Source organism: Roseibium sp. HPY-6, assembly GCF_040530035.1.
Taxonomy (GTDB): Bacteria; Pseudomonadota; Alphaproteobacteria; order Rhizobiales; family Stappiaceae; genus Roseibium.
Map to the genome: position 1 here is coordinate 2,772,336 of NZ_JBEWCD010000002.1, position 19,334 is coordinate 2,791,669.

Sequence of the window (19,334 nt, forward strand, 5' to 3'; positions counted from 1 at the left end):
CTCCCCTAGTGAGCGACGGCGGCGGCGGCCGCTTCGTCGATCAGGCGTCCTGTGCGGAAGCGGTCGATGGTGAAAGGTGCGTTGATGGGGTGCGGCTCGTCCTTTGCAATGGTGTGCGCAAAGACATGACCGGATCCGGGAGTGGCTTTGAAACCGCCCGTGCCCCAGCCGCAATTGACGTAAAGGCCCTGTACAGGGGTCTTCGAAAGGATAGGCGAGCGATCGGGTGTCACGTCGACGATACCGCCCCAGTTCCGCAACATCCGCATCCGCCGGAAGTGCGGGAAGAGCTCACAGATTGCGTCGATGGTGTGATTGGTAATGTGGATACCGCCTGTCTGCGAATAGGAAATGAACTGATCCGTGCCGGCGCCGATCACCAGTTCACCCTTGTCGGATTGCGAGATGTAGGCGTGGATCGTGTTGGACATGACAACGCATGGAAATGCGGGCTTTACAGGTTCCGACACCAGCGCCTGGAGCGGGAACGATTCCAGCGGCATGCGAACGCCGGCCATGTCCATCACGGTCGAGGTGTGCCCGGCTGCGACGACACCGATTTTTTTGGCTTTAATGAAGCCCTTCGACGTTTCAACGCCTTCGACGGCACCGTCCTGACCGCGCCGGATGCCTGTGACGGCGCAGTTCTGGATGATATCGACCCCCATGTCATCTGCGCCGCGTGCATAACCCCAGGCCACGGCATCGTGTCTTGCCGTGCCGCCGACGCGCTGAAGGGCTGCCCCCATGACTGGGTAGCGGATATTCTTTGAGATGTTGAGAGGCGGGCAATATTCCTTGGCCTGCTCGGGCGTCAACCATTCGTTCTGAACGCCTGCCAATCGATTTGCGTGGATGTGCCGCTGTGCGACCTGAATGTCATGCACCGTATGCGCAAGCATCATGACACCGCGCGCCGAATACATGACGTTGTAATTCAATTCCTGCGAAAGGCCATGCCAGAGACCAATCGCATGATTGTAGAGCGCGGCGCTTTCTTCCCAGAGATAGTTCGAACGAACAATGGTTGTGTTCCGGCCTGTGTTTCCGCCACCGAGCCAGCCTTTTTCGATCACCGCCACGTTTCGAACGCCGTGTTCCTTTGCAAGATAGTAGGCAGTTGCGAGCCCGTGACCGCCTGCGCCAACGATGACAACGTCGTACTCGGTCTTGGGCTCGGGCGAACGCCATTGGCGTCCCCAGTTCTGGTGCGCGGAAAAGGCGTTCTTCGCCAATTCCAGAAAGGAATAACGCTTCATAAAGCAGCGGCTCCGCACGGTTCATGCCGCTTTCCGATGCGGAAAACGGCATGACTTGTTGAATATTCAGGGCGCGACCATACCGACGCGGTCCGGGTCCGTCCATTGCCGGGCATAATCACGATTGCACCTGCCGATGCGTATCAGGTTTCGGTCGCCTCATTGTCAGAAAACGACATGGGTGTCGTACTCCGCGCGGCCATTCGAAGCAGAGGGTGCCTGTAACGGTTTACGTCATCGCTTTTCAACGCCTTGAAAGGACGACAAACGGAGGTTTTTATTCTCCAAGCGCGCAATCCAAACAACTGACGTCGTTTCGGATCTTGCAATTCAATCATGGGCCGGTAACTCTCCGGAGAAGACAAATCAGGGAGGTTCATCCATGGAAGTTCGTGCAGCTGTAGCAGTGGGTGCCGGAAAACCGCTAGAAGTCACCAAGGTAAATCTCGAAGGCCCACGCGCGTTCGAGGTTCTGGTCGAGGTGAAAGCCACCGGAATTTGCCACACGGACGAGTTTACGCTCTCCGGTGCCGACCCGGAAGGACTGTTTCCGGCGATCCTGGGGCACGAGGGAGCAGGTGTGGTTGTCGAAGTCGGTCTGGGTGTCACGACGCTCAAACCGGGCGACCATGTCATTCCGCTCTATACGCCCGAGTGCCGCAATTGCGAATATTGCCTCAACCCGAAGACAAACCTGTGTCAGGCAATCCGTTCAACACAGGGGCAGGGGTTGATGCCGGACGGGTCCTCCCGCTTCACTACGCTCGATGGCGATCCGATTCTCCATTACATGGGCACCTCGACATTTGCCAACTACACCGTTGTTCCGGAAATCGCCTTGGCGAAAATCCGGCCGGATGCGCCATTTGACAAGGTTTGCTACATCGGTTGCGGCGTAACCACCGGCATTGGCGCGGTCATCAACACGGCCAAGGTGGAAGAAGGTTCGCGCGCGATCGTCTTCGGGCTTGGCGGCATCGGCCTGAACGTTATCCAGGGCCTGCGTCTTGCCGGGGCTGACCAGATCGTTGGTGTTGATCTCAACCCGGCGAAGGTCGAAATGGCGACGCGTTTCGGCATGACCGATTTCGTCAACCCGACCGAAGTCGAGGGAGATCTGGTGCCCTATCTGGTGGATCTGACCAAGGGTGGCGCGGACTATACGTTTGACGCAACGGGCAACGTCTCTGTGATGCGGGCAGCTCTGGAATCAGCCCACAAGGGCTGGGGTGAAAGCATCATCATCGGTGTGGCACCTGCAGGTGCGGAAATCGCAACCCGTCCGTTTCAGCTGGTGACGGGCCGGTCCTGGCGTGGAACGGCCTTCGGCGGTGCACGCGGACGCACGGACGTGCCAAAGATTGTTGACTGGTACATGGACGGCAAGATCGAGATTGATCCGATGATCACCCATACAATGCCGCTTGAAGACATCAACAAGGGCTTCGATCTGATGCATGCCGGCGAATCTATCCGCTCGGTCGTGCTTTACTGATTTTGGCAAGCAGGGATATCCCCTGGCCTTGTCCGTGGGGCTGTCATCTCCAATCCGGCTTCAAGGGCCGGATAGTGCAAGAGGTCGCATCTGGTGCTGCGCAGGTCGCCAGAACCAGATGCCGTCGTTTTTAAAACTTCTCAAGTCGATAGGAACGTCATGAAAACCATCTCCGAAAACAAAGCTTTCGGCGGCGTCCAGGGTGTTTACAGCCATGCATCCGAAGCGTGCGGTTGCGAGATGACGTTTGCCGTTTACCTGCCGCCGCAGGCACAGGAGGGCCCGGTTCCATGCCTTTGGTATCTGTCGGGCCTGACCTGTACCCATGAAAATGCGATGACCAAGGCTGGGCTCCAGGCCCATGCTGCGGAATTCGGTTTGGCTGTCGTGTTTCCGGACACCAGTCCGCGCGGCGAGGCGATCGCCAATGACGAAGCCTATGATCTCGGCCAGGGGGCCGGTTTCTATGTGAATGCGACCGAGGAACCCTGGGCACCGCATTTTCAGATGGAGGCCTACATTGCGAATGAACTACGCGATCTCGTAACTGAAAATTTCGCGGTTTCAGTCCACCACGGCATCACCGGTCATTCCATGGGCGGGCACGGAGCGATAACACTGGCCATGAAATATCCCGGGCAGTACCAATCCCTGTCCGCTTTTGCTCCGATCTCCAATCCTTCAGCATCCGACTGGGGCCAAAAACAGCTTGGCGCTTATCTGGGGCCCGATGAGAGCCTCTGGCGCGGTCATGATGCGTCGTTGCTCTTGCGAGAAAAGGGCTGGGTAGGCGACGTACTCGTTGATCAGGGGGCTGATGACCAATTCTTCGATCTTTTGAGGCCGGGTGCACTATCCGACGCTCTTATCGAAACGAAAACCGCACATTGCTACCGGCTGCAGGAAGGCTACGACCACTCCTATTACTTCGTTGCGACCTTTGCCCGCGATCACGTCGCCTGGCATGCGGAACGGCTGAAGGGGTAAGTGCCTACACGGCGTCAGGCGTCAGGCGTCTCGCGGCGAAATCCTGAAAGCGCCGAGTGCGAGCGCGAGCCAGCCGACAATCAACAGCATGCCGCCTATCGGAGCTGCCATGGGGAACAGCCTGCTTTCCAGAAAGGCGCGGCTGAAGAGGTCTCCGCAAAACAGAATAAGCCCGCAGGCAAGGCACAGCGCTGTGAAGGGAAGCAAAAGCACTCTGCGCGACTGCGCCAGAATTCCGATCCCCAGAAACACGGGTGCGTGGAACATCAACATGCGCGCTGCTGTTCCAAGTGTGTTGGAATCGCCTGCATGTGCCGCAAGTGCGAGCGACAAGATACCAATCGCCCCGGTAAGACCGCTAATGGCAAGACAGAACCGCAGGAGTCTAGCAGTCGGTGCTGGTGGCGGCGCCATCGGTTTGATCATAATTCGTCCCTGAAAGTTCAAAACCGGCCGGAAATGATCCGGCCGGCCGACATTCAGGACGCAAACCCACGTTTTTTCAAGAGGGCATCGATTTGCGGAGGCCGGCCCCTGAAGGCGATGTAGGTCTCTTCAGGATCAGGAAGGCCGCCGGCGGAGTAGATATGGTCGTGCAGTTTTTCGGCGACGCCAGGATCGAAGATATCTTTGGCTTCCTTGAAGGCCCCGAACGCGTCAGCGTCCATGACCTCGGACCACATATAGCTGTAATAGCCGGCCGAATAACCGTCTCCCGAAAAGACATGCTGAAAATGCGGAATGCGGTGACGCATCTTGATTGCGTCGGGCATCCCGATCTTGTCGAGTTCCACTTCCTCAAAGGACGCTATGTCGAGATCACCGGGAGCATCGAGGAGGTGCAGTTCCAGGTCCATCAAGGCCGATGCGGTGTATTCGACCGTCGCAAAGCCCTGGTTGAAATTCGTTGCGGCAAGAAGCTTTTTGAGGAGCTCCGGTGGCATCGCTTCGCCCGTCTTGTAGTGCGTTGCGAACCTGGAAAGCACGTCCGGCTCGGAAAGCCAGTGTTCGTAGAGCTGCGACGGCAGTTCGACAAAATCGCGAACCACACTTGTACCGGAAATCATCGGATAAGTGACGTTGGAAAGAAGGCCATGCAATCCGTGACCAAATTCATGAAACAGCGTGCGGGCATCATCGAAGGTCAGGAGCGTCGCTTCTCCCGGCGCACCCTTTGAGAAATTCATGACGTTCACGATGATGGGGGCAATCTCGCCGTCAAGCTTGTGCTGTGACCGGAACGCAGTCATCCAGGCACCGGATCGCTTGGATGGTCTTGCGAAATAGTCACCAAGAAACAGGCCCACATGCTTGCCTGATGAGTCGAAAACTTCAAAGACGCGCACATCCGGGTGGTAGACGGGAATGCCGTGAAGTTCCTTGAAGGTCACGCCGAAAAGCCGGGTTGCCGTGTCGAAAGCCGCCTGGATCATATTCTCAAGCTGCAGATAAGGTTTGAGTTCGGCCTCGTCGAGATCGTGTTCGGCCTTCCGGACCTTCTCCGAGTAATAGCGCCAGTCCCAGGCCTCGATAGAGTGGTTTTCGCCTCCACTTGCAGCCATTTCGGCGAGTTTTGTCTGTTCCTCGCGCGCCTGTGCGACAGCCGGCTCCCAGACTTTGGTCAGCAAATCACGGACACTGTCCGGGGTTTTGGCCATCGTGTCTTCAAGTTTGAAGGCCGCGAAGTTTTCATAGCCGAGCAGCTTTGCTTTTTCCGCGCGCAAAGCGAGCGTCTCCGTGATGATTTTTTCGTTGTTGGTTTCACCGGCGCCTTCACCGCGCGCACTCCAGGCCTTGAACGCCTCCTCGCGCAGCCGGCGGTTGGTGGAGAACTGCAGGAAAGGTTCGATGCTGGATCTTGAAAGCGTAATCACATGCTTGCCGTCATGACCGCGCTCACGCGCCGCTTCGGCGGCTGACGTCAGAAGAAAGTCCGGAAGGCCCGCCCTGTCTTCCTCCGTTTCGAGGATCAGCTGATAGTCGGATTCGTCTTTCAGGATGTTCTGGGAGAACTGGGTGCCAAGCGTTGCCAGACGCTGCGAGATTTCCGCCATCCGTGCTTTTCCGGCGGCATCCAGGCCCGCGCCGGCGCGCTGAAACATCTTGTGGTACCGTTCCAGAACCTTGGCATCTTCCGCATTGAGGCCAAGCGTGTCACGCTGCTCCCAGAGCGATGCAATGCGCCTGAAGAGCTTTTCATTCAGAAGCATCTCGGAGGAATGTCTGGCAAGCTTCGGAGCGACGTCGCGCTCGATTTTCTGAAGCGTTTCGTTTGTGTCGGCGCTTGTCAGATTGAAAAACGTCCGCGCAACCTTCGTCAGCTGATCGCCTGATTTTTCCAGAGCTGTGATGGTGTTTTCAAAGGTCGGCGCGGAGGACTGTTCCGCAATCTCATCGCTCTCAGCTCGCGCCTCCGACATCGCGTTTTGAAACGCAACTTCGAAGTGATGCGGCTCGATCTTATCGAAAGGTGGAAGCTCGAAAGGCGTGGTCCATTCGGCAAGCAGCGGATTGGTTGTCATGGAGATCCTCAGACTTCGGGATTGGTTTGTGAGGAGATATGGAGAGCTCGTTCATATCAGCCAAGAGCAAATAAGCGATCCGGCCAAAAAACGACAACTTCTTGACGTCCTGTGACCCGCTCGCGAGGCGCATCGCAATCGCGGCCACTTGGTTTGAACCTGAGACGGGATTGAGGACAAGACATCAGCTTGCAAGGCGCAGGATTGCCGACAGGGCGGCGTACCGCCTACCACATGCTTTTTGCCGCGCGTCCCGGCCAATCCTCATCATAGGTTTTTCCGTCGAAGCTCGATTTGATTTCCTGCATGATCGTTCCGGGCGAGGGGAGATCGGCCTTCGGTACCTGCTTGTCCGATTGCCACAACCCTGCGCGCATGATCGCACGCGCACACTGAAAATAGACTGTCTCAATGGTGACGACGATTACGGAACGCGGAGATTTGCCCTCACGCTCAAACGAGGCGAGCAGTTCAGGATCAATTGAAATCGCGGCAGCGCCGTTTATACGCAACACATTGTTCCAGCCCGGGATCATGAACATCAGCGCAACTCTTGGGTCACGAACGATGTTGCGCAGCGAATCGATGCGGTTGTTGCCGCGCCTGTCCGGCAGCAGCAAGGTTCTGTCATCCCTGATCCGCACAACGCAGCCGTCATCGCCGCGCGGCGAACAGTCGAGACCTTCGGGTCCGCAGGTCGACAAGACGCAAAAGGAAGAGGTTTCGACGACTTTTCTGTAGGAAGGGCTGAGGTGATCGATTTCCTTGATGAGCGAGGCTTCGCCCACAACGCCATATTGTTCGTGCAATTGCTCAAGCGACTCAATGAAGTTCATGTAAAGGATCCTGATGAAACCATTGGTGAAATTTTCGGCAATTGCACATTAGCTTTGCGCTTTTGCACGCGTCAATTTGGTTGACCACAACCTTAGAGATGCAAACACGTGCAACTTTGGTCTAAGTGACTGAAGACATTCCGCAAATTTCACGGTTCGCCGCAGAATTATTGCGTTGCCAAAAGAGCATACGCTAAAGTGTTGTTTGTTAGTAGAAAAACATATGCTGCAACGCAATAAAATTTGCTGTCGCGATATGCATTCCGGCTACGAATACTGCGAAAGTCTAACGTGGTTGCAAGTAGAGGCGATCCGATAGTCGTATTGCTGATTTGTAATGACTTTTTCTACAGTCCTCCGAGCTTGCGGTTTTGGCGTTGAGGAGCCGGTCTCCCGGTCGGGGAACAGTCCAGAATTGCTTGCCGCTGTACAGCGAACGCAGGTGCGTCCGACGGGGGCGCACCGTGCCTTTCTGGGAGGAAAGTATGAGCTTAATTCGTAAACCCCTTAATCGTCGTTCCATCCTGCGCGCAGGTGCATTGGGAGGTACTGCCCTTGCAATGCCCACGATCTTCACGAGCCGTGCATGGTCCGCTGGTTATCTCAACGAGCCAACCGGTTCGACGGTGACACTGGGGTTCAACGTTCCACAAACTGGCCCCTACGCCGATGAGGGTGCAGATGAACTGCGTGCATACCAGCTGGCTGTCGAGCACCTGAATGGTGAAGGCGACGGCGGCATGCTCAACACGTTCTCGTCAAAAGCACTTAAGGGGAACGGCATTCTCGGCAAGAAAGTCGAGTTTGTTACCGGCGACACGCAGACCAAATCTGATGCGGCCCGCGCGTCCGCCAAGTCCATGATCGAAAAAGACGGTGCGATCATGATCACCGGCGGCTCGTCCTCCGGTGTGGCTGTTGCCGTGCAGGCGCTCTGCCAGGAGGCAGGCGTGATCTTCATGGCTGGCCTGACGCACTCAAACGACACGACGGGTAAAGACAAGAAAGCCAACGGCTTCCGTCACTTCTTCAACTCCTACATGTCCGGTGCTGCTCTGGCGCCGGTTCTGAAGAACGCGTATGGCGATGACCGCAAGGCCTATCACCTGACCGCGGACTACAACTGGGGTTACACCACCGAGCAGGCTGTCCGTGAATCCACGGAAGCTCTGGGGTGGGAAACTGTCGAAACTGTCAAGACGCCACTGGCCGCAACGGACTTCTCCGCGTACATCACGCCGGTGCTTCAGTCCGACGCTGACGTTTTGGTTCTGAACCACTACGGCGGCAACATGGTGAACTCACTCACCAATGCGGTTCAATTCGGCCTTCGCGACAAGCAGGTGAACGGCAAGAACTTTGAGATCATCGTTCCGCTGTATTCACGCCTGATGGCGAAGGGCGCAGGTGAAAACGTCAAGGGTATCTTCGGATCCACCAACTGGCACTGGTCGCTGCAGGACGAGGGCTCCAAAGCATTCGTTCAGTCCTTCGGTCAGAAATACGGCTTCCCGCCCAGCCAGGCTGCGCACACCACCTACGTTCAGGCGCTTCTCTACGCCGATGCGTGTGAGCGTGCCGGAACGTTCAATCCGTGCGGTGTCGTTGAAGCGCTTGAAGGCTTCGAGTTCGATGGCCTTGGCAACGGCAAGACCTTGTATCGCGCCGAGGACCACCAGTGCTTCAAGGACGTTCTTGTCGTGAAGGGTAAGGAAAACCCGAGCTCGGCCTTCGACCTTCTCGAAATCGTCGAAGTGACGCCGGCAGCTCAGGTCACCTATCCGCCGGATCATCCGCAGTTCGCGGGCGGTGCGTTGGGTACCTGTAACCCGGGCGCCTGATTCCACAGGAAATGAAGGGGCAGGGCGGTCAACGCCCTGTCCTGTTTATATGAATTCAAGCGCGGTTGGGGGAACGCGACGCGCGCAGATCATCCGAGTTGAGAGCGATGGACGCGATACTTCTGCAAATTCTGAACGGATTGGACAAAGGCTCGGCATATGCGCTGATCGCCCTTGGCCTGACCCTTATTTTCGGAACGCTTGGCGTGGTGAACTTCGCGCACGGCGCGCTGTTCATGATCGGGGCTTTCTGTGCGGTTACGCTTAGCCGCCTTTTGTCTCTTTCCTTTGTGACGATTGACGAGACACAGAAGGACTTTCTCGGAAATCCGCTGAAAGTGGAAACGCCCTATGTGGAAGCCTGGTTCGGGCAACAAACCGGATCAGCAATCATAGACTGGGCTGTTCCGCTCGCGATCCTTTTCTCCATACCGATCATGGCCATCGTCGGGCTGTTCATGGAGAGGGGCCTCATCAAGTATTTCTACAAGCGTCCCCACGCGGATCAGATCCTTGTGACCTTCGGCCTCGCCATCGTCCTTCAGGAGATCATCAAATACTTCTTCGGCGCTAACCCGATTCCGACACCGGCCCCGGATGTTTTTTCCGGCAGTCTGGATTTCGGTGTGCTGGTGGGAATGGATCCCAATGTCATCATCTACCCGTACTGGCGGATCGTGTACTTCCTCTTTGCCGCCGCAATTATCGGCGCCGTCTTTGCCTTCCTGCAGTTCACGACCTTTGGGATGGTCGTTCGAGCAGGCATGGCGGACCGGCAGACCGTCGGGCTCCTCGGCATTAACATCGACAAGCGGTTTACGGTCATGTTCGCGCTTGCAGCTGTGGTCGCCGGGCTTGCCGGGGTGATGTACGCACCGATCAATTCCCCGAATTACCATATGGGTATGGATTTCCTCGTGCTGAGCTTCGTCGTCGTGGTTGTCGGTGGAATGGGCTCGCTGCCGGGAGCTGTCCTGGCTGGCTTCGTTCTCGGAGTTCTTGAGAGTTTCGCCTCCATGGCGCAAGTCGTCGCGTTGCTGCCCGGCATCAACCAGATCATCATTTATCTCGTTGCAATCGTGATCCTCCTGACCCGTCCGCGGGGTCTGATGGGCCGCAAGGGCGTTATGGAGAGCTAAGTCATGTTTGGACTCAACAAAAAAGACACATCGCTCTTCTTCCTGGTGCTGCTTCTTGTGGTGTTCGCGCCGTTCCTGCTCAACCCGTTTCCGGAAGGCTCGGAGCTTGCGCAGTTCAATGCCGGCTATCCTGATCTGATGCAAAGGTTCCTGATTTTCGGTATCTTCGCGATTGGGTTCAACATCCTGTTCGGATTGACCGGGTACTTGAGTTTCGGGCATGCCGCTTTTCTGGGTGTCGGTTCCTACGCCGGTGTCTGGATGATGAAGCTGCTGACCATGAACGTCATTCCGGCGATTTTCATGTCGGTCGTCTTCGCCGGTTTGTTCTCGCTGTTGGTGGGCTACATCTCGCTGCGACGGTCCGGGATATACTTCTCGATCCTGACGTTGGCCTTTGCGCAGATGTCGTTTTCCCTCGCATATTCGGTTCTGACGCCGATCACGAACGGCGAAACGGGTCTTCAGCTGGCACTTGATGATCCGCGTATTCTCGGCGTCGGCTCCGAAAACGGCGCGATTCCGCCCGCGAATTTCTTCGGTATTCCGATGCGGGAGAGCTTCGAAATGAGCGCGGGCGGCTGGCTGTTTACGTTCAATGCCGGATACTATCTGTGCGCTGTCTTCATGATGATCGCCTTCTACATTGCGATCCGTATTTTCCGTTCGCCGTTCGGTATGATGCTGCGTGCGGTCAAGTCGAACCAGCAACGTATGAACTTCACCGGCTTGAACAGCAGACCCTATACATTGGCTGCGTTTGTGATCTCGGGGATGTATGCCGGTTTGGCAGGCGGTCTTATGGTTGCCATGGACCCGCTGGCGGGCGCTGAGCGCATGCAGTGGACCGCGTCAGGCGAAGTCGTGTTGATGACCATTCTTGGCGGCGCGGGAACCTTGATCGGTCCCGTTCTTGGCGCAGGCTTCATCAAGTACTGCGAAAACATTTTCTCCAAGATCAACGACAACATTCTCTACGGCTGGTTCTCGGGCCTGCCGGAAGGTGTTGCCGACTTCCTGGTCTTCGTCATCCATCCCTTTATCGGCAAAGGCTGGCACCTGACCCTTGGTATTATGTTCATGCTGATCGTTATCTTCCTGCCGGGAGGTATTATGGAAGGCGTGGAACGTATCGGGCGTCTATTCAAACGCAAATCGTCCTCGGACAAGAATTCCTCGGCGCGCGCGTCCGCCGCTCCGGCTGAATAGGGTGTAATGATATGGAAATTCTGCGTGTCGAGGGCGTGAACAAGTCGTTCGGCGGGTTGAGAGCCCTCAACAATGTCAATTTCTCGGTGCAAGAAGGAACCGTTCACGCGATTATCGGGCCGAATGGGGCTGGAAAGTCGACCTTTTTGAACTGCCTTATCGGCAGGCTGATCCCCGACACGGGCAGCGTGATGTTTGGTGATGTCTCGCTTACGGGGATGAAGCCATACGAAATCAACCAGATCGGCGTTTCGCGCGTGTTCCAAACGCCTGAAATCTTCGGCGATCTGACACTGCTTGAAAACATTATGATCCCGGCAATCGCAAAGCGGGATGGTGAATTCACCCTGCACGCGTTCAAGGATGTCAGCAAGGACACGGAAATTCGTGACAAGGCGCTGCACATGCTTGAGGATGTCGGTCTGGCCGAAAAGAAAGACAATATCGCCGGATCGCTTTCGAGAGGCGACAAGCGGCGGCTCGAACTCGCCATGTGCCTGTCTCAGGATCCAAAGCTCTTGTTGTTGGACGAGCCGACGGCAGGCATGTCGCGCGCGGATACCAACAATACGATTGATCTTTTGAAGCGCATCGGCGACCGCGGCATTACGAAGGTCGTGATTGAACACGACATGCATGTGGTGTTCTCGCTTGCCGACAAGGTGACCGTGCTCGCACAGGGTGCGATCATTGCCGAAGGCAAACCGGAAGACATCAAGGGCGATCCGCGTGTGCAGGAAGCCTATCTCGGAGGAGCGCACCTTTGACAATTCTTGAAGATCAGTTTGCCGGTAAATCCGCGCCGGCAGTGAAGCCTCAGAAGGCGCGCGGCACCGCACCTGCGTTTTTCTCGGCATGGGACCTGCACTCCTATTATGGTGAAAGCTACATCGTTCAGGGGATCAGTTTTGACGTTCGCGAAGGCGAGATCCTGGCGTTGCTCGGCAGGAATGGCGCAGGCAAAACATCGACGCTGCGTACGATTGCCCGCATGGACGATCCCAATCTCACGCATGGGGAAATCTGGCTCGACCATAATCCGCTTCATGACATGAAGAGTTTTCAGGCGGCACGTGTAGGCGTGGGTCTGGTTCCTGAAGACCGCAGGATCATTCCAGGCTTGACGGTCCAGGAGAATCTCGAGTTGTCGCAGATCGCCGAGCCGAAAGGGTGGTCGATCGAACGTATCTACGATCACTTTCCCAGATTGGCAGAACGCCGCGCACAGGATGCAGTGACGATGTCCGGCGGCGAGCAGCAGATGCTGGCTGTGGCCCGAATCCTGGCCCGGGACATCAAGCTTCTTCTTCTCGATGAGCCTTACGAAGGCCTTGCGCCGGTGATCGTGCAGGAGATCGAGCGCATCCTGGAAGGCGTCAAGGAACTCGGTATTACGACAATCATTGTTGAGCAGAATGCCATTGCGGCGCTGCACCTTGCAGACAGGGCCGTCATCCTGGACATGGGCGAAGTTGTTTTCGACGGAACCGCGCAGGATGTCCTCGACAATGCGGAGTTGCGGCAGGAGTATCTGGCGATCTGACAGCTTTACGGTTCGTATCCCGACAGGCCGGTGCTTTGCGCCGGCCTTTTGCGTTCAGGCCATACAAATCGTTAATCTTGCTGTAACTTGAATGAGACCCGTATTGTCCTAGATACACGCAGCTTTCAACGCGCCATGGCGGTTTCCAGTGTCCATTTTCAGATCCGAACTTCCAAGCCTTACGGGCTTTGCCGTTTTTGCGGCATTTGCCTTTTCAGGTGACATGTTCAAACCAGAGGCGATCGGTCTCTGGGCGTCTCTCGGCTTCCTGGCGATCCTCTTTCTCACCGTAATGTGGTGTGCTTTCGCCGTCGTGCGCCATGCAGAGTGTCTCGCTACGATCCTGGGCGAACCGTTCGGCACATTGATCCTGACGCTGGCCGTCGTCGGAATTGAAGTTGCGCTCATTGTTGCGATCATGATTTCGGGTGAAGCGGCACCCGCCATGGCACGCGACACCATGTTCTCTGTCATCATGATCGTGTTGAACGGCCTGATTGGGCTTTGCCTTCTCGCCGGTGGACTGAAGCACAGGAACCAGACATACAATCTTCAGGGAGCGAACGCGTTTTTGTCCGTTCTTGTTCCTCTGGCGATCTTTGCGCTGGTCTTGCCCCGCGTAACGCATTCCGCTCCGGGCGGAGAGCTGTCGACGCTTCAGGCTGCTTTTGAAATAGTGATGTCGATTTCGCTCTATGGCGTGTTTCTGGCCATGCAGACAGTGACCCATAGTGACATCTTTCGCCAGCCGGACGCCGGGGACGGTGATGAAGAGCACCATACGGCCACCGTCAGATCCATCCCGTTCCATGTTGCCGGCCTTTTTGGTGCTCTTTTGCCGATAATACTCCTTTCCAAAACGCTCGCGCTTTATGTCGAGTTCGGAATCGTTGGCATTGGCGCTCCTGTTGCCCTGACCGGTTTTATTGTCGCGGCTCTCGTCCTCATGCCCGAGGGCATGAGCGGGCTGCAAGCCGCCTTGGAGAACAAGCTGCAACGCGCCGTCAACATTTGCCTCGGTGCCGCTGTATCGACGATCGGGTTAACGGTGCCGGCCGTGCTGGTGGTCAGCTGGGTGACCGGTCATACGCTGGAGTTGGGTCTTGAATATTCGGATATCATACTGCTCGTCCTGACGTTGTTTGTCAGTCTGCTGACGTTCGGCACCCGAACGACCAGCTATCTGCAAGGTGCAGTGCATCTGGCGCTTTTTGCCGCCTATTTGATGATGATTTTCGATTTATCATGAAATTACAGGTAAAATTGCACTTCTTTTCGAACAGACAGCTTGGTCGTCCGCGCCTAATGTGATTTGGTCTGGCGGTGTTTACCGTAATCTGAATGACCAAATATGCTATTGCTTACTGAAGACGAAACGCGCGAAGCGCTTCCATTTCCGGATCTGATCGACGCGCTCGCCGAAATGTTCAAGTCCGGATGCGTTATGCCGACGCGCCACCACCATGATTTCGAAATTCCGAGTGAACCTGACGGAACAATGCTATTGATGCCTGCCTGGGTTCCTGGCGGATATGCCGGCGTCAAAGTGGTCAATGTCGTCCCAGGGAATTCGGAACGCAACCTGCCGGCTGTTCACGGTCAATACTTGCTCTCTGATGCCCGGACAGGGGAAATGCTTGCGATGATCGACGGCGGCGAACTGACGGCCCGGCGCACGGCTGCAGCATCGGCGCTTGCAGCACGCTATCTGGCTCGCTCGGACGCGCGTCATCTTCTGGTTCTGGGGACAGGGCGTCTGGCACCTAATCTTGTCGCTGCACACATGGCGATCCGGTCTATTGAAGAGGTAACGATCTGGGGCCGGTCACGCGAAAAGACAATCCGGTTTGCTGACGAACTGAACGCACAATTCCCGATCCGCATTGCCGCGGCGGAAAACCTGCGCGATGCGCTTGGCAAGGCGGACATCGTCAGCGCTGCCACGCTGTCGACGGAACCGCTCATCAGGGGTGGGCTACTGAAGCCCGGTGCGCATGTCGATCTTGTCGGCGCCTTCAAGCCTTCGATGCGCGAAAGCGATGATGACCTTATCAAGCGCGCCGAGATATTTGTCGACACGCGCGACGGATGTCTTTCAGAAGGGGGAGACATCGTCCAGCCATTGCGGTCGGGATTGATTTCCAAGGGCGACATCCGCGCCGACCTTTATGACTTGTGCCGCGGCACCCATCCCGGCCGGGAATCGGACGACGCCGTCACGATGTTCAAATCGGTCGGGGCGGCTCTCGAAGATCTCGCGGGAGCCATGCTCGCCTATCAGAACGTGGAGCACTGAACTGAAAAGGCGCGCCCACTAACCCAGTTCGAAGGATGTGATTCCGAAGGTCTGATCGAGAGGAAGATCAGGGACCTTGCCCCGATACATGCGAAATGTCTCGAACTCCGGCGAAAGGTCGTATTTTTCTGCCAGAAGAAGTGCAGCGGCATTAGGTTCGGGCGTGTCCAGAACAACGAACTGTCCTTTGACCTGTCCGGCAAGCGTACGAAATAGCGTATCTGCGATTTCGGGCGTGTCTGCAAAGAGTGGTCCTATTTTGTAGCCCTCGTGGCATCTGCGAACAACGCCGTATCCCTTGACTTCGCCATTTTCAACAAAAGCAAAGCCTTTTCGTGTTTCAAGCATGGGTGCCGTCCAGGCTTTCAGGAACGCTTCGCGAGGGGCTGGAAAAAAACGCCTGTCATAGTCCCGAATGGATGGAAACAGACCCTGGCCAATCGGTGCAATACGCGGGTCCATTGGTGCGTCGCACATTGAAATACCTGTCTGCCGGATGTTCCGGTAGACGGACTTGAAGCCGTGTTCGCCGTAGCTCGCCGTTTGTTCGTTGACGGCATCCAGGCCAATCAGTCTGGCGCCCAGGTACGACATTGCGTGGTGCCAGATCTGGTGTCCGTAACCTTGTGTCCGGAACTCGCGCTTGCAAATGTAGAACCCGATAAATCCGTAGGTATCTTCGTATTGAACCGCCGAGATAACCGCAATCAGCTGACCATCGATCTCTCCGGCGAGAAAACCGTTTGGATCGGCGGCAAAAAACGGCGGGCCATCCTCGATGCCCGGGTTCCAGCCTTCCTGCCTTGCCATTTCGAGCGGAATGTGAATTTCGGTTTCTGTAAGGCGTCGGATACTGAGTTTGTCTGACATGAAACTTTCGCTGGCTTGAAAGATATTGTGAGCGTCCGCGTATCGTAAGACCAAAGCGCTTAATATCAAATCTTGCGAGTTTGGGTGGTGAACAGGCCTAAAAGTCGTAAAAAGACTTGCGTTTATGCCTCCGCTACGCTTGCGAACTTTTCGCAAGTGTGCATCACTTTACTCAGGGTTATTTAAACTATTCATTTGACCCGATCCGAACACGGATCGACACAGCTGTGCGGTTCGTCACAGGCTGTCATGGATTTTCGATGCAATATTACGGTGCCTAATTAAGCGCTGAGGATGACATGCAAAAACGGAACTATCTGTCTGCTTTGAAGCAGTCCGCGAAAGATACGATAACTGGTCCGGTCTCTAGCCTGAAGCGGGCCGTACGGATTGGCGTTGTTGGTCTTCCTCTGGGTTTGCTCGTCATGGGTACTCAGGCATTTGGATCGACCGCAGAAGATCCGGGGCGCCGGGTGGCACTTGTGATTGGCAATCAGGACTACCAATACGTAGAGCCGCTACTCAACCCGTTGAACGACACCAAGGAAATCACACGGGTTCTGCAGGAAGCCGACTTCGATGTTACTGTTGGTACGAATCTCGGCAAAAAGGAGCTCGAGAAGGTTGTTCGGCGTTTTTTGAGAGAGCTGAATGACGGCGACACCGCGCTCTTTTACTACTCAGGTCATGCACTTCAGGTCGGCGAATCGAATTTCATCCTCCCCGTCGATGCGAAACTTGCTTCGGAATATGATCTTGAATTTGAAAGCCTCAAAGTTTCGCACCTTCTTGACTACATGAAAGCAGCGTCAAGCATGCAGATCGTGATGCTCGATGCATGCCGGGACAATCCCTTTGAAATCGGAAGCCTGTTTTGGGGCGAGGAGGAGTATTCTCTGGGCAAGACCCGTGGCCTGCGCAGGATTCCAAACAAACTGGGCAGTTTCATCTCCTACGCCACAAGACCTGGTCAGGTCGCTTATGACGGCGAGGGGCCGCTGAGCCCGTTCACATCGTCCGTTGTCGGAAACGCGCTTGATCCGTCGCTTGAGATCAAGGATCTGATGACGAAGGTGCGCGACGAGGTCGTGCGCAAGACAGGCGGGCAGCAGATTCCCTATGAGGACTCCACGCTTGTCACCAATTTCTATTTTGTTCCTCCAAAACCTGAGCCGATTGTAACGGCCCATCACCGGGTAAGTGTCCCGCTCAGTTCGGCCGGCAGTCCGCTCGCAATTCCAGAGCCCGTTCAGCCGGAAGGTGGAGCAATTCAGGCAACGCTCACACTGTCTCCTGAAAAAGGAGAACTGAGACTGCCAGGAGGCCGGACGATCGCCGAGGGTGACACGCTGAGCGCCGTCGAGCTTGCCAGCCTGGAATTCGTTCCGGATGGATCCGGATCCGGCGATATCGAGCTGATCGGGTACGAAGTACAGGACGAATGGGGTGGTTCCGCCTCTGCTATTGCCTCCATCACTGTTGTTCAGGCCGCTCCGGTCGCGGACAAGACGGAGTTGGAAGAAGAGCGGAAGAAACGGCTCGATGATCTTGTCGCATGGCTCTCCGATACGTCTAAGGGAACGGCGGTCGAAGCCGACATAGGTGTAGGTCCGGTGGAAATCTATCCGGAGGCACCTGTCGAAGGACTTCCGGCAACAGATGACTGGCTCAAGGTTGTTTCCGTGGACAGCGATCTTCAACTGGCCTCGGATGGGCGCTTGCTGCGCCCGGGTGACCGGTTTCCGATGTCCGGTCTTTCAACGCTCACCGTGCGGCCTCAGATCGGTTCTGAGACCGAGTCACGGCGTTTCACATTGGAGCTGCCCGGCGAAAGCGGTGCTGCAGCGCAATCGGTCACGCAGATCGTTCAGCCACGGGTGACCCAATGCGATCAACTGGCAACCCAGCCTTTTGATTTGCAAGCGGTCACGGAAGGACGTTTGGCCAACGAAATAGATTCGAGCCTGGTCGACAAAGTCTGCGCAGAGGCCATGGAAGCCTATCCGGAAATCGGCCGGTTTGTGTTCCAGCGCGGGCGTGGCGCCTTTGCGGCAGGTGAACTGGAACAGGCGAGCGACTATTTCGAGCAGGCCTACCAGATGGGGCACGTGCGTGCCGGTCAGGTGCTTGGTCGGATGTATTTTCTTGGTGCGGGCATTGATCGCGACCAGAACAAGGCGGTCGAGCTTTATCGCAAGGCCGCTGAACGCGGCGATGCCTATGCACTCCACTCGCTTGGCATGGCCGAGATTAAAGGCGAGGGCACCGAGCAGAACGAAGAGGCTGGTCTTGAAAAATTGCTTCAGTCCGTTGAGGCAGGACACACCTTCTCATTCAATGCCATCGGCGGCTTCTATCTAAGTGGAGATCACGTAGAAGAGAACGTCGATCGGGCCGTTTACTACTATAACCGGTCAGCATCTCGCGAAGATATCTACGGGTATCTGAATATGGGAACCCTGTATCGGGATGGTCTGGGCACCCCACAGGACTTTGAAGCAGCTCTCGGTTGGTTTACCAAGGCTCACGAAGGGGGGCACCCGGCCGCCGGGACGGCAATCGGACTGTTGTACTTCAATGGTCAAGGTGTCGAAAAAAGCACTGAGCAGGCAACCAAGTGGTTCCGTGCCAGCGCGGAACGTGGCGATGCCTGGGGAGCATACAATACTGCCTGGATGCTTGGACAGCAGTCGGGTGAAGCGGCGGGCCGTGACAGGGTCAGGATGCTTGCGATGGCAGCAACAGTCGATCCGTCTTCCTCGGCAGCAGGAAAAGGCCGGGAAGATCTGAAATCAGCCAACAAAAACCTGAAAGCTAAGGTGATGCAGCAGGCGTTGACCGACCTTGGCTTCGAACCCGGTCCGGTTGATGGTCAACCCGGCCGTAAAACCCGGGACGCTTTGAACAAGTTCTTCGAAAGTTCAGGGCTTTCCGCTGTTCAGGGGGATGACGCTCTGATCGCACTCGTCAAGTATCAGTGGGAACAGAGCCGGCCCCGCTATGATTTGTTCTGATTTATTAAGGAGATAAGTATGAAGCATCTACGTTATGTACTTCCCTCGACGGGGTTACTCGCGTTGTTTCTTGCTGGTTGTGCGACACAGCCAGCAACAACAACGGGGGCGACGTCCGGGCAGACAACGCCTTCAGTCGCCACCACGACCTCCTCGGCACCAAGAACAGTCGCACCAGTTGTTGATCCGATCAACGACCCGGCCAGCCGTGACAATGACAATGGCGGCGGAGGCAGTGGAGGCGGTGGCGGCGGCGGCGGCGGTGGTGGCGGACCTGGCGGCGGCGGCGGCGGATCCTGGGGCTAAGCCACTCTTCTGGAATT

General features: G+C 56.2%; 16 protein-coding genes. 11 read left to right on the forward strand and 5 right to left on the reverse strand.

The window, feature by feature from the left end:
* Positions 1-5: 5 nt before the first annotated feature.
* Positions 6-1,259 (reverse strand): sarcosine oxidase subunit beta family protein, encoded by a 1,254-nt coding sequence (locus ABVF61_RS23825; RefSeq protein ID WP_353996016.1) that lies wholly within the window; start codon positions 1,257-1,259, stop codon positions 6-8.
* A gap of 382 nt (positions 1,260-1,641) precedes the next feature.
* Between ABVF61_RS23825 and ABVF61_RS23830 the strand changes: the two genes are divergently transcribed.
* Positions 1,642-2,754: an S-(hydroxymethyl)glutathione dehydrogenase/class III alcohol dehydrogenase gene (locus tag ABVF61_RS23830; RefSeq protein WP_353996017.1), complete on the forward strand. Its 1,113-nt coding sequence runs from the start codon at positions 1,642-1,644 to the stop codon at positions 2,752-2,754.
* A gap of 159 nt (positions 2,755-2,913) precedes the next feature.
* Positions 2,914-3,741 carry an S-formylglutathione hydrolase gene (gene fghA / locus ABVF61_RS23835; RefSeq protein WP_353996018.1) on the forward strand — a complete coding sequence of 276 codons (828 nt, stop codon included), beginning with the start codon at positions 2,914-2,916 and terminating at the stop codon, positions 3,739-3,741.
* A 21-nt stretch (positions 3,742-3,762) separates the two neighbouring features.
* On the opposite strand, the gene ABVF61_RS23840 is transcribed toward fghA, so the two are convergent.
* The 3 genes from ABVF61_RS23840 to ABVF61_RS23850 all read right to left on the reverse strand — a co-directional run bounded on the left by ABVF61_RS23840 (position 3,763) and on the right by ABVF61_RS23850 (position 7,099).
* Positions 3,763-4,167, reverse strand: a complete 405-nt coding sequence (locus ABVF61_RS23840) for a DUF423 domain-containing protein (protein ID WP_353996019.1) — start codon at positions 4,165-4,167, stop codon at positions 3,763-3,765.
* Positions 4,168-4,220: 53 nt separating this feature from the next.
* Complete coding sequence (locus tag ABVF61_RS23845; protein ID WP_353996020.1) at positions 4,221-6,263, reverse strand: M3 family metallopeptidase; 2,043 nt, start codon at positions 6,261-6,263, stop codon at positions 4,221-4,223.
* A 227-nt stretch (positions 6,264-6,490) separates the two neighbouring features.
* Positions 6,491-7,099 carry a pyridoxamine 5'-phosphate oxidase family protein gene (locus tag ABVF61_RS23850; protein WP_353996021.1) on the reverse strand — a complete coding sequence of 203 codons (609 nt, stop codon included), beginning with the start codon at positions 7,097-7,099 and terminating at the stop codon, positions 6,491-6,493.
* Between the two features lie 485 nt (positions 7,100-7,584).
* Here ABVF61_RS23850 and ABVF61_RS23855 point away from each other — a divergent pair, with 485 nt between their 5' ends.
* The 7 genes from ABVF61_RS23855 (at position 7,585) to lhpI (ending at position 15,127) form a co-directional block, all read left to right on the forward strand.
* Complete coding sequence (locus ABVF61_RS23855; RefSeq protein ID WP_299471035.1) at positions 7,585-8,940, forward strand: substrate-binding protein; 1,356 nt, start codon at positions 7,585-7,587, stop codon at positions 8,938-8,940.
* Positions 8,941-9,047: 107 nt separating this feature from the next.
* Entirely contained in the window at positions 9,048-10,079 is a 1,032-nt protein-coding gene (locus ABVF61_RS23860) for a branched-chain amino acid ABC transporter permease (protein ID WP_353996022.1), read from the forward strand.
* Between the two features lie 3 nt (positions 10,080-10,082).
* Positions 10,083-11,288, forward strand: a complete 1,206-nt coding sequence (locus tag ABVF61_RS23865; protein WP_353996023.1) for a branched-chain amino acid ABC transporter permease — start codon at positions 10,083-10,085, stop codon at positions 11,286-11,288.
* Positions 11,289-11,299: 11 nt separating this feature from the next.
* Positions 11,300-12,055, forward strand: a complete 756-nt coding sequence (locus tag ABVF61_RS23870) for an ABC transporter ATP-binding protein (RefSeq protein ID WP_353996024.1) — start codon at positions 11,300-11,302, stop codon at positions 12,053-12,055.
* Entirely contained in the window at positions 12,052-12,831 is a 780-nt protein-coding gene (locus ABVF61_RS23875; protein WP_353996025.1) for an ABC transporter ATP-binding protein, read from the forward strand. Before ABVF61_RS23870 ends, ABVF61_RS23875 begins: the two co-directional genes overlap by 4 nt.
* 148 nt (positions 12,832-12,979) lie before the next feature.
* Positions 12,980-14,080, forward strand: a complete 1,101-nt coding sequence (locus ABVF61_RS23880) for a calcium:cation antiporter (RefSeq protein ID WP_353996026.1) — start codon at positions 12,980-12,982, stop codon at positions 14,078-14,080.
* 102 nt (positions 14,081-14,182) lie between these two features.
* Entirely contained in the window at positions 14,183-15,127 is a 945-nt protein-coding gene (gene lhpI / locus ABVF61_RS23885; RefSeq protein ID WP_353996027.1) for a bifunctional Delta(1)-pyrroline-2-carboxylate/Delta(1)-piperideine-2-carboxylate reductase, read from the forward strand.
* 18 nt (positions 15,128-15,145) lie between these two features.
* Here the strand turns inward: lhpI and ABVF61_RS23890 are convergent, their stop codons facing one another.
* Positions 15,146-15,997, reverse strand: a complete 852-nt coding sequence (locus ABVF61_RS23890; protein WP_353996028.1) for a GNAT family N-acetyltransferase — start codon at positions 15,995-15,997, stop codon at positions 15,146-15,148.
* 299 nt (positions 15,998-16,296) lie between these two features.
* Here ABVF61_RS23890 and ABVF61_RS23895 point away from each other — a divergent pair, with 299 nt between their 5' ends.
* Positions 16,297-19,011 carry a caspase family protein gene (locus tag ABVF61_RS23895; protein WP_353996029.1) on the forward strand — a complete coding sequence of 905 codons (2,715 nt, stop codon included), beginning with the start codon at positions 16,297-16,299 and terminating at the stop codon, positions 19,009-19,011.
* An 18-nt stretch (positions 19,012-19,029) separates the two neighbouring features.
* A complete protein-coding gene (locus ABVF61_RS23900; RefSeq protein ID WP_353996030.1) occupies positions 19,030-19,317 on the forward strand; it encodes a hypothetical protein in 288 nt (95 codons plus the stop codon).
* The last annotated feature ends 17 nt before the right edge of the window (positions 19,318-19,334 follow it).